This window comes from Streptomyces phytophilus (assembly GCF_013870535.1).
GTDB classification, from domain to species: Bacteria; Actinomycetota; Actinomycetes; order Streptomycetales; family Streptomycetaceae; genus Streptomyces; species Streptomyces phytophilus.
Genome location: NZ_JACBXC010000086.1, coordinates 1 through 11,037, shown reverse-complemented (window position 1 = coordinate 11,037; position 11,037 = coordinate 1). Strand labels below are relative to the sequence as shown.

Annotated in this window: 8 protein-coding genes; 1 reads left to right on the top strand and 7 read right to left on the bottom strand. The window is 70.5% G+C overall.

Going from position 1 to position 11,037, the window contains the following annotated elements:
* Positions 1 to 1,051: 1,051 nt before the first annotated feature.
* Positions 1,052 to 1,723, top strand: coding sequence for a phosphotransferase family protein (locus H5J30_RS07755; protein ID WP_181786408.1), 672 nt, complete (start codon positions 1,052 to 1,054; stop codon positions 1,721 to 1,723).
* Positions 1,724 to 2,524: 801 nt separating this feature from the next.
* Here H5J30_RS07755 and H5J30_RS07750 read toward each other — a convergent pair.
* The 7 genes from H5J30_RS07750 to mvk all read right to left on the bottom strand — a co-directional run bounded on the left by H5J30_RS07750 (position 2,525) and on the right by mvk (position 10,855).
* Complete coding sequence (locus tag H5J30_RS07750) at positions 2,525 to 3,556, bottom strand: 3-oxoacyl-ACP synthase III family protein (protein WP_181786407.1); 1,032 nt, start codon at positions 3,554 to 3,556, stop codon at positions 2,525 to 2,527.
* A 659-nt stretch (positions 3,557 to 4,215) separates the two neighbouring features.
* Positions 4,216 to 5,385, bottom strand: coding sequence for a hydroxymethylglutaryl-CoA synthase (locus H5J30_RS07745; protein WP_181786406.1), 1,170 nt, complete (start codon positions 5,383 to 5,385; stop codon positions 4,216 to 4,218).
* Positions 5,386 to 5,388: 3 nt separating this feature from the next.
* The gene (locus H5J30_RS07740) at positions 5,389 to 6,450 is read right to left on the bottom strand and encodes a hydroxymethylglutaryl-coenzyme A reductase family protein (RefSeq protein WP_181786405.1); all 1,062 of its coding nucleotides are present in this window, start codon (positions 6,448 to 6,450) and stop codon (positions 5,389 to 5,391) included.
* Positions 6,447 to 7,589 carry a type 2 isopentenyl-diphosphate Delta-isomerase gene (gene fni / locus H5J30_RS07735; RefSeq protein ID WP_181786404.1) on the bottom strand — a complete coding sequence of 381 codons (1,143 nt, stop codon included), beginning with the start codon at positions 7,587 to 7,589 and terminating at the stop codon, positions 6,447 to 6,449. The genes H5J30_RS07740 and fni overlap by 4 nt, the downstream gene beginning before the upstream one ends.
* Positions 7,586 to 8,782 (bottom strand): phosphomevalonate kinase, encoded by a 1,197-nt coding sequence (locus H5J30_RS07730; RefSeq protein ID WP_181786403.1) that lies wholly within the window; start codon positions 8,780 to 8,782, stop codon positions 7,586 to 7,588. The genes fni and H5J30_RS07730 overlap by 4 nt, the downstream gene beginning before the upstream one ends.
* Positions 8,779 to 9,879, bottom strand: a complete 1,101-nt coding sequence (gene mvaD / locus H5J30_RS07725) for a diphosphomevalonate decarboxylase (protein WP_220188649.1) — start codon at positions 9,877 to 9,879, stop codon at positions 8,779 to 8,781. The genes H5J30_RS07730 and mvaD overlap by 4 nt, the downstream gene beginning before the upstream one ends.
* A complete protein-coding gene (gene mvk / locus H5J30_RS07720; protein ID WP_309505461.1) occupies positions 9,872 to 10,855 on the bottom strand; it encodes a mevalonate kinase in 984 nt (327 codons plus the stop codon). The genes mvaD and mvk overlap by 8 nt, the downstream gene beginning before the upstream one ends.
* Positions 10,856 to 11,037: the final 182 nt, after the last annotated feature.

Sequence of the window (11,037 nt, the reverse complement as noted above, 5' to 3'; positions counted from 1 at the left end):
GGCTGTTGGCGGCTGGCTGTCGGCTGGGGCTGGGTTTTCGGGGTGGTGGTGTTCCCCGCTTATTGCACGGTTGGTGTGGGGCGGTGGGTCCGGTGGGGGTCCCTTCTGGTCTGCCGGTGGCCGGTCTTGCCTGTTTGTTGAGGGTCTCCGCGTCTGGTCTTGGGGTGCCTGCTGTGTGGTCTCTTCGTCCGCTTGCCGGTGTCCGGGCTTGTCTGTCTGGCCGTGTGGGGGGTTTGCTGCCGTGTCCGGGCCCGGCTGCTGCCTGTGTGTGGCTTTCGCGGCCGCGCGCGGGCCGTGTGCGGGCCGTGTGTGGTCTCTTCGCCTGCGGCTGGTCTGCTCACCGGTGTCGGCTTGTGCCCTGGTCGGGGTTTGGTGGCTGTGTCCGGTGGTGGGGGGTGTTGCGGGCGGTTCCTTGAGGGTGGTGCCGGGACGATGAACGCTGCCCGGCAGGGGCGGGGGTTTTTTCCGGCGTTTGCCGGGTGCCGGTCCCGTCCGCCCGGTGGGGATCCTGCCTGATCTCCGCTCGCCTGCGCCAGCCCGTTCCTCCGAGCCCGCCCATTCGCTCGCCTGTACCTGGACCTGCGCCCGCCCGTTCGCCTGTGTCCGCCGGTTCCTCCGCGCCCGCCCGGCCGCTCGTCTGCGCCTGGCGCTGGGCCTGCGCCCGGCCGCTTGCCTGTGTCCGCCCGTTCCTCCGCGCCCGCCCGCCCGCCCGCCCGCCTGCTCGCCTGCGTCTGGCGCTGGGCCTGCGCCCGCCCGTTCGTCTGTATCTGACCGTTCGTCTGTACCTGATGGTTTGTCTGTGGCCGCCCGTTCGTCTGTATCTGGCGGTTCGCCTGCGTCCGGCGGTTCGTGTGTGCCCGGGCCGCTGGTCTGTGTGCTGGCTCTGTCCAGGGGAGGGGACAGCAGTTGTTCACTGGTTTGGGAGGCGTACGTGCCGGGGTGGGGAATCGAATTGTTCAGGAGTTTCGGCGGCACCGGCCGATGCGGGCAGGGCGTGGGGGCGGTGTACGGGTGGGTTGTCGGGGAGTTGTCTGGGGTTGATGATCAGTGGATGCGTCCGCTGAAGCACGGCTACACCAACCGTACGGTCAGCGATGGGGCCGTTGTGGAGAAGACGTACGTGGGTCCCGGCGCTCAGCTCAGGTGCCGTCGTGAGCGCGCACTGTTGACCCGGCTGCAGGGCCGCTTGCCCGTCCCGCCGGTACAGGGGACGACTGGGACCGCGCTCACTCTCGGCTTCGTGGCCGGTGTGCCCGGCCAGGAGCTTCTTGCTGCCGGTCAACCGGAAGCTGTCCTGGGGAGTTGCGGGGAGTTGCTGCGCAGTATTCACAGGTCCGTACCGAGCGTGTTGCCGGAAGAGGCGCCCAGAGCGGGGAAGGTGCTTGTGCACGGTGATTTCGGGCCCAACAACGTGCTGCTCGATCCCGGCACCTTCGAGGTCACCGCAGTGGTCGACTGGGAGTTCGCCCACTTCGGGGACCCGGTCGAGGATCTGGCCTGGTGCGAGTGGATCGTGCGTACCCATCATCCCGGGCACCGCCGTGCACTCGGCCACTTTTTCCGGGCCTACGGCGATCAGGTGCCGCCCTGGCCGGCCCGCAGGGCGGCCATGCTGGCCCGGTGCGAGGAGTTGCGGCGGTTCTGCGACCGGTGGGAGCCGGACGGTCCGGGCGTGAGGCTGTGGCAGGGGCGCGCCGCAGCCACAGCGAACTGGCAGGAGTAGCCCGGAACCGGGTGCCGACGGAGCGGAAGGGCTGCCGGTTCTCATGAACATCGGGCCCCGTGCACCTCGGGTGCCTTCCCAACCAGTGAACAGCTGCTGTCGAAGCTCGTGAACAAAGCCGGCGTGCAGTTCTTCATGCCGTGTCGGGTCGTGGAGCTGTGTCCGGTCTCTTGGCCTGTGCTCGGTCTGGTCGCCCGTGTCGGGTCTTGCGCTTGCCCTGTTCGTGCTGGCGCCCGGGGTTCCGCGTGCGTCGGGTTCTGCTCTGGGCGGAGGTGCGCTGGCTCGGGGTGTCTGTGTGTGGTTCGGGGTCCGTGTGGTGGTGCCGGTCGGGCTGTGTGCGGCTTGAGGCCGAGGTGCGGCCCCCGGTGTGAGGGTTGTGGGGGCCTGCTGGCTGTCCTGTGGCCGTCTGGTGTCGCGGTGTGTGCCGGGCTTGTCGGCGGGTGAGGGCCGGGCGGGTGTTCGCTCCGCTCGGCAGCGGTGGCGCTGGGGTGGTAGGCGCGCCGGTCGGGCGGTGGGGTGCGGTGCGGGTTCGGGCCGGGTGGTGTTTCGGGCTGGCCCGGTGCGGGTGCCGGTGCTGGTGGCCCAGGTGCTGGCGCAGCTGGTGGTGTGGGGTTTGGCCCGTGGTGGTGTGGGGTTTGTGTTCTCGGGGGGCTGGGGGTTGGTGGGGTGGGCCGGTTTTGGTGGGGCCCGGAATCCGGGGCATGAATCTTGCCCGGGTTCCGAATGCCTGCCGCCGGTTGGTGTTTTGGGGTGTTCAGTTTCTGTTGTGGTGGGGGTGGGGGGTGGTTGTTTTGTTGGTGGTCAGTGCCATTCGATGAGTGCGAAGCTGGTGGCCATGCCGCCGCCGAATCCGGCGAGGAGGATGAGTTGGCCTGGCTGGAAGGCGCCTGTGCGGGCGGCTGTGTCGAGGGTGATGGGGATGGAGGCGGCTCCGGTGTTGCCGTAGTGGGTGAGTGTGCGGTGCATGGTGGCGTTGGGCATGGCGAGGTCTTGGGTCATGGAGTCGAGCATGACGCCGTTTGCTTGGTGGGGGATGATGTGGTGGATGTCGGTGGGTTCGACGCCGGCTTCGTGGAGGAATTCTTTGATGAGTTGGGGGAGTTGTTCGACGACGAAGCTGCGTACTTCGCGTCCGTTCATGGTGAAGTATTGCTGTCCGGTGTCGAGGTTGTTGTGGGTGAGGGGGGTTCGGCTGCCGCCGGCGGGTACTTCGATGAGGTGGGAGAGGTCGCCGAAGGTGTGGAGTGCGACGTGTCGGACGAGGGGGCCGTGGGGTGTGGTGCCCAGGACCATGGCGCCGGCGCCGTCTCCGAAGAGGACGACGGTTCTGCGGTCGGTGGGGTTGAGGATGCGGGAGTAGGTGTCGGCGCCGATGACGAGTGCGTAGCCGCCTCGTCTGAGGATGACGCTGCCGACGGCGGAGAGGGCGAATACGGTGCCGGAGCAGACGGCGTTGACGTCGAAGGCGGCTGTGCCGGAGGCGCCGAGGTTGCGTTGGACGTAGGCGGCGGTGGGGGGTTGGGGGCGGTCGGGGGTGGAGGTGGCGACGGCGATGACGGAGAGTTGTGCGGGGGTGATGCCCGCGGATTGCATGGCGGCGTGGGCTGCGGCGGTGGCGAGGTCGGAGGTGGCCTGGTCGGGGGCGGCCCAGCGGCGTTCGCGGATGGCGGTTTTGCGGGTGATCCATTCGTCGTCGACTTCGGCCGGTGTGCCGACTTCGTCGTTGGTGACGATGCGGTCGGGTACGTAGCCGCCGGTTCCCAGGATCCTCACGTCGATGCTGGGGGCGATCCGGTCTGGCACGCCGGTGTAGGTGGTCGGGGTCTGGGTCATGTGTGTGTGCCCTCCCTTCGGATGGTGGTGCAGGACTGCCCGCGGCACACGGCCCGAGCAGTACGGCCCGAGCAGTACGGCACGGACGGTTCGGCCTGAGCGGTACGGCACGGGCGGTGCGGCGCGGGCGGTGCGCCATGGTGGTGCGCAGTGGGGTGGGGATCTCGGCCCGGCCCGGGCCGGGGGTGGTGCGTGGGTGCCCGAGGCGCCCCGTCCTGTGCCGGCCTGCCCGCCCTGTTCCTGTGCCGGCCTGCGTGCCGTCGCCTGTGCCGGCTGGTGGGCCGGTGTGCACGTTGCGGCCTGTGGGCCGGGAGACCGTGCCGGGTCTGTGTGGGCCTGCACGCCCCGGTTGGTGGCCGGACGCCGTGCTGGCCTGCGTTGCTGGTCTGCGTGTTGGTCTGTGGGGTGGCCTGACGGCCCGGTTGTGTCGGCCCGGGAGGGCTTCTGCGGCGGCCTGTGTCGGCCTTCGTGTCGGCCGGCGGGCCGGCCTGTGTCGGCCTGCGCCGGCCTTGTGGGCCGTCTGCGTGCCGTGGTCTGCGTGCCGGCTTGTGTGCCCGGTTTGTGTGTGGGGTGGGGTGTGGGTGTCCGTGGGCCGGGTGCGGGACCGGTCCGGTCCGGTCCGGTGGTCTGGTCTGGTCTGGTCTGGTTTGGGTTGGGGGTTAGCGGGTTTCGTAGATGCGTTTGTGGTTGTTGAGTCCGGAGAGTCGGTAGGGGCCGGTGGTTTGTGTGGGGGTGTGGTGGTTGCGGCCGTCGGTGGGGAGGGTGTGTTCGTGGAGGGTGAGGTAGGTGGGGTAGTCGAGGGGTGTGCGGCGGGTGATGGCTTCGCGGTGTGCCTGGGTGCGTAGGTGGTGGTGGTAGCCGGGGGTGGGGGTGGCGGCGAAGAATTCGGCGACGCTGCCGGAGCCGTAGCTGAAGAGGCCGATGGGGCGGCCGGTGAGGTCGTCTGCCTGGTCGAGGAGTGCGGCCAGGGCGAGGTAGACGGATGCGGTGTAGCTGTTGCCTACGACGTTGTTGTAGGTGGTGGTTTGGGCGAGGGCTTGGTCGATGGTGGTTTTGTCGGTGTCGCGGTCGCAGTAGTTCAGTAGGTGGCGGTGTGCTTTGTACGCCATTTTTGTGAAGGGCTGGTGGTAGCAGAAGGCGGCGAAGTCGTCGAGTCGGTGGCCGCCTTGTTCTGTGTAGTCCTTCCAGGTGCCTTCGACGGCTTGGAGGTAGGCGTTGATGGATTCCTGGCCGTCGACGAGTGCGGTGTCGCGGTAGTTGGGGCGCCAGAAGTCCATGACGTCGGCGGTGAAGAGTCCTGAGGGGTCTTCGATGGTGGCGAGTGCGGGGTTGGTGGTGACGAGCATGGCTACTGCTGCGGCGCCCTGGGTTGCTTCGCCTGGGCTGTCGGCGTCGTATTTGGAGATGTCGGAGGCGATGACGAGGACGTGTTGGGTGGGGTCGCGGCGGAGGAGGCCGAGGGCGAACTGGAGGGCTGCTGTGGCGCCGTAGCAGGCTTGTTTGAGTTCGACGACGCGGGTGGCTGAGGGCAGGCCGAGGAGGGAGTGGACCCAGATGCCTGCCGATTTGGCCTGGTCGATGGAGGATTCGGTGGCGAAGACGACGGTGCGGATCTGGCTGCTGCCGTGGCGGGTGATGATGGGTGCGGCGGCGGCTGCGGCCATGGTGACGATGTCCTCGTCGGCGGCGGGGACGCTCATCGATTCCTGGCCGATGCCTATGTGGTATTTCCCGATGTCGGTGCCGTTGTGTGCTGCGAGTGCGGTGTGGGGCAGGACGTACTCGGTTGTGGCGAATGACAGGTCGTGGATTCCGAGTGGGTCGGGCATGTCCTAGGCACCAACCTTTGCTGTCGTGGTGTCGCGTTCGAGTTGGATGTGTGCGCGCATGAGTTCGCCGGGGTTGGTCTGGGCGGCGAGGAGGGACAGTTCGCCGCACAGGACGGTGGCGGCTGCGATGACGGCGAGTCGTCGTGCGTTGTGGCCGGGTTCGGCTTCGGTGCGGCAGCCGAGGCGGGTGAGGTTGGTTTCGACGAAGCCGAGTCCTTTGCCGTTGCCTACGGTGCCGACGATGAGGTTGGGCAGGGTGCAGGAGAAGTAGAGGTCGCCGTCGCGGTCTTCGGCCATGGTGACGCCCTGGGAGCCTTCGACGATGTTCGCGGCGTCCTGGCCGGTGGCGAGGTAGAAGCCGAGGAGCATGTTCGCGAAGTGGGCGTTGGCGGAGCGGATACCGCCGGCGAGGAGGGTGCCGAGGAGGTTTTTGCGGATGTTGAGTTCGACGACTTTCGCGGCGGTGGTGTGCAGGACGTCGGTGACTATCCGGCGGGGGATGAGGAGTTCGGTGACGACGTTCTTGCCGCGGCCGAGGATGCCGTTGATCGCGGTGGCTTTCTTGTCGGTGCAGTAGTTCCCGGAGATCGATCCGTAGGAGATGCCGGGGATGGTGTGCAGGAGGTGTTTGAGGAGTGCGTCGGAGGCGAGGGTGGCCATGTTGTGGCCGGAGGCGTCGCCGGTGGCGAACTCGAAGCGGATGAACAGCAGGTTCGCGGTGATCTCGTGGCGGACGCCGATGAGGCGGGCGAACCTGCTGCAGCCGCGGACGATGTCGCGCAGTTCGTCGATGTGCGTCTCGATGCTCTGCGCGGCGCGCAGCGCGGTGGCGGCGTCGGTGGCCTCGACGAGGACCGAGCGGGTCATCCGCTCGTCGACGAGGGTGGCGACGATGCCCTGTTCGGTGAGCATGGAGACTTTCGCGCCGCGGCCCACCGACGGCCACAGGGGCGATTCGTAGGTGGCCAGGGGGACGTGGGTCTCGGTGTCGGCGATGTTTCCCGAGATGCGCAGTGGCCCGACCCACTTCATGGGGACCCCGGCTATCGCGTGTGCTTCGCTCATCGTGTGCTTCCCGTCATCTCGTGGAGGGCGCCGCCCGCGGCCGTGCCGGCGTCTGTGGCCGTGCCGGCATCTGTGGCCGGGCTGGGGGTGGGGGTGCGTTGGGCCAGGCGGCGGGTGTCGATGCCGCGGTCGGTGCAGAATTCCCGCAGTTGGCCGTGGATGAGCAGGTCGCAGCGGGTGAGGTCGGCGGGTGTGGGGGCGCCGAGCATGGTCTGCAGTGCGGCGAGTTGGTCGAGCCAGGTCGTCAGCTGGGTGACCAGGGCGCTGACGCCGCCGTCGGTCAGGGTGCGCAGGAATCCGCCGGAGGAGCCGACGGCTGCTGCGCCCAGGGCCAGTGCGCGGGCGACGTCCAGGGGGGTGCGCACGCCGCCGGAGGCGAGCAGGGGGAGGGGGGCGTCGTGTGCGTCGAGGAGGCAGGCGGCGGTGGATTGGCCCCAGCCGTGCAGGAAGGCGTAGTCGGCTTGTTCGCGGCGGCCGTTTTCGATGCGGGCGAAGTCGGTGCCGCCGCGGCCGCTGACGTCGGCTGCGTGCACGCCCAGTGCGGCCAGGGTGTGGACGGTGCGGCGGCTGAGGCCGTTGCCGACTTCCTTGACGATGACGGGGATGCCGACGGCTGCGGCGATCTTGTGGATCTGCGGGCCCCAGGAGGCGAAGGACCGGTCGCCTTCGGGCATGGGTGTTTCCTGCGCGGTGTTGATGTGGATCTGCAGGGCGTCGGCCTGCAGCAGGTCGATGGCGCGTTTCGCGCCGTCGACGGTGGTGGTGGCGTTGATGTTCGCCATGACGAACCCGCGGGGGTTGTGGGTGCGCAGGACGCGGAAGGTGTCGGCGCAGGAGGGGTCTTTGAGGTAGGCGTTCATCGAGCCCGAGGCGATGGGCACGCCGGCTTCGCGGGCGGCGGTGGCCAGGTTCCGGTTGATCTCGCCGGTTTTGGTGCTGCCGCCGGTCATCGCGTTGATGTAGAGGGGGACGGGCCAGTGGATGCCGGCGAAGGCGGTGGCCAGGGACACGTCCGGCCGGTCGATGCCGGCCAGGGCGTGGTGGACGAAGGACACCTCGTCGAACTGGTTGATGCTGCTGCGGGCCCGGTGCTGTTCCATGGCGAGCCGGACGTGGTCGTCCTTGCGCTGACCGCTCATTCCTCGTTCCTTTCGGTGGCGGGGCCCAGGGGCAGGGGCAGGATCCCGGCCGCGGCCCACCGCTGCCGCAGCCGCGAGAGGTCGCGGGGGGCGTGGGCGGGCAGCAGGGCGATGCCGCAGTCGCCGCCGCCGGCCCCGGAGGGTTTGGCGGCGCCGCCGACGGCCTCGGCGGCGTCGCACAGTGCCGTCAGTTCGGTGGTGAAGATGCCCAGGTGGACCTCGTCGTCCAGCCGGGCCAGTTCGGTGCGGGCCCGGCGGATCTGGTGCAGCAGGCCGGGGCCGTCGCCGTGTTCGAGGGCGTCGGCCAGGGCGTGGACGATGCCGGTGCTGGTGGCGACGAACGCGCGGTGCGAGGCGCTGTGCCGCCAGGTCCGCCGGTGCAGCGAGGCCACCAGGGAAGCGGTGGACGCCGGGTTCCCGGTCCAGCCGACCTGGAAGTCCAGGCCGGCCGGCGGCGGCAGCCGGCGTACCGCGAAATGCGGCCAGGGCGTGCGCAGCGCCTCGGCGGTGCCGCGGCGGCGGGCCAGGTCCACGACGAAGTCCCGGTCGGGCGCCTGGTAGGCGATCCAGCCGCCCCAGGTGCTGGCGGCCAGGTCACCGCCGGAGCCTTTGGGGTCGATACGGGCGGTGGCGAGCATCGCCAGGCGGAAGCGGTCCCCGGTGGGCAGGTCCAGGCCGCAAAACGCCGCGACGGCCGCGACGGCCGCCACCGTCACCGCGCCGCTGGAGCCCAGGCCGTACTTGCGGCCGTTGTCGTGCAGGTTGCTGTCGACCCGCACGCTCATCGCCGGTACGGCCAGGCCGTGTTCGCCCAGCAGCCCCGCCGTCGTCTCAACCGCCGAGACGACATGCCCCAACGCCCGATGAGCCTGCCCACCACCACCATCACCGCTGCCGGCAGTGCTGCCGCTGCTGCCGTTGCCGGGGGTGCTGCTGCTGCCGTCGCTGCTGTGGCTGTGGTGGTGTGTGGTGTCGGGTTCGAGGCGGCCGTCGGCCCAGCGCCAGCGCAGCGGGCCCGGGGCCAGGTCGGAGGAGATCTCCACCCCGGTGCCGTCCAGGGCCGACACGGTCAGGGTGATCCGGCGGTCCACCGCCACCAGGATCGCCGGGACACCGGGTTCGACCACCGCGTACTCGCCCGCGACGAACAACTTGCCCGGCGCCCGGCGCACCACGCTGGATCCGCGGGTCATCGCCCGCCCTTGGGCAGCAGCCGCGCACCGGGACCCGGCCCGGCGATGTGCACCGCACCTCCCGCGGCCGCCTCCCGCACACTCTGGGCGACCCGGTCGGCCTCCCGGCGCCGGCACAGCACCTTCACGTTCGGCCCGGCGTCCATGGTCGCGTAGGCCGCCACCCCGTCCCGCCTGAGCTGCCCCACCGCATCCAGCACGGTCAGCGTCGCCGGCGACAGGTAGCGCACCGCGGGCCGCGCCGCCAGCATCGTGGCGTGCATCCCCAGCGCGTTGCGCTCGGCGATCTCCCCCACCACCTGCAGATCACCGCGCAGCAGCGCCGCCCGCATCCCGGTCAGGTCGTCCCTGCTGGAGGCGGCCCACGGCTCGTACAGCGGCGAGGTGTCGACGGTGCGGCGCATCGCCGCGCGGCTGGAGATGTCCTTGGGCCCGGCGTCGACCACCGCGACGACCAGCGCCGGATCGAGATCGGCCACCGGCACCGGCTCGGCGTAGGAACCCAGGTCCGCGGCCTTGGTGTCCTGCCCGGGCCGGCCCGCGTGCCAGACGGCGAAGCCACCGAAGATCGACCGCGACGCAGACCCCGAACCGCGCCGGGCCAGCCGCGACAGCCCGGTCGCCGTCAGCGACAGCCCGTACGCGCCGGCCGCGGCCACGGCCAGCGCCGCGAAACCGCTGGCCGACGACGCCAGGCCCGCCCCGGTGGGCACTGTGTTCTCCGACTCCACCACGGCCCGGTGCGGCACCCGGGCGGTCTGCCGCACCAGGTCGAGGAACGTGACGATGCGCCGCAGCGCCTCGCCTTCGGCCGGCCGCCCGCCCAGCACCACCGCATCCCGCCCCGCCCCGGGCGCCAGGCGCACCCGGGTCGTCGTGGGGAAGATGTCCAGGGTCATCGACAGGCTGTCGGTCCGCGGCAGCACCAGATGCTCATCACGCTTGCCCCAGTACTTGATCAGCGCGATGTTCGGATGCGCCACCGCCACCGCCCCGGTACCGGCCCCGGCATCGGTGCCGGTACCGGTGTGGGGGGTGGGGTGGGGGGTGGTGTCGGGCTCTTGCGTCCGGACCACGGCAATCCGCTGTTCAGACATGCTCGGCGCGCCTCCTCAACGGTACGACCCAGGTGTGCACGGCGCCGGCTTCGTGGAGCCGGCGGGTGACCTGGCTGGCCTCCTCGGGCCTGGTCAGCGCGATCACGCAGCCGCCCAGACCACCCCCGGTGATCTTCGCGCCGAGGCTGCCCGCCGCGAGTGCGGCCGCGACCATCGCCTCGATCCGCTCGGTGCTGAGCCCGGCCTCGCGCAGCAGGCCGTGGTAGTCCGTCAGCCGGGCACCCACGTCCTCGGCCCGGCCCTCGGCCAGGGCCTGCTCGGCCTGGCCGGTCAGCTGCGAGGCGCGTTCCAGGAACTTCTCCCGGGCCCCGGCGCGGGCGTCGAAGCCCGCGCGCAGCAGCTCGACCGCTTCCTTCGTGCTGCCGGCGGCGCCGCTGTCCGCGACGATGAACAGGCCGTCGCAGCCGATGCTCAGCTCACGGGCCCGGCCCGCCTGGAACAGCAGCGGAGCCGACGCACCCACGGCCATGGCATCCACTCCGCTGGCCCGGCCGTGCGCCATGTTCTCCGCGGTCTGCACCAGGTCGAAGACCGCGCCGTCGGACAGCGTGCGGCCGAAGAGCTCGGCCAGGGCCAGCACGATCGCCCGCGAGTTCGCCGCGCTGGAACCCAGCCCCCGCCCCGTCGGGACGGCGCCGTCGAGGATCACGTCCAGGTGCAGCTCGCCCGATACCCCCGCGCGGTCCTTGAACGCCGCGGTCAGCTCCCGCAGCCCGTCGGAGGCCTGCGTCACCAGCGCCCGCGACGCCGAACCCGTCATGGTGAACGACAGCTCGCCCTCGCCGCCGCCCGCGGAGGAGAACCCGGCACTGGCCGTCGCCGTCAGCTGCGGAATCGGCACCGCCAGCGCCGCGGCCCCGTACACGACCGCATGCTCTCCCAGCAGGATGGCTTTGGCGTGGGCACGGCCGACACCGACGGAGCGAGCCCGGTGGTTTCCCGAAACCCCATCCACTGAGGTCGGTAAAGTCAACGCACTCAGCTCCCCTTGTCGTTTCTGCAGTGAGATCGCATCGTCCAGATCCAGGAAGAAAAAGAAGCAGGCGACACGCCCGCCCGCCCCGTGCCGCACACCCGTCCGCACCCAAAACGGCACGGACCGTGCGGCGGCGCCCCGCCCTGACGGGCATTCAGACC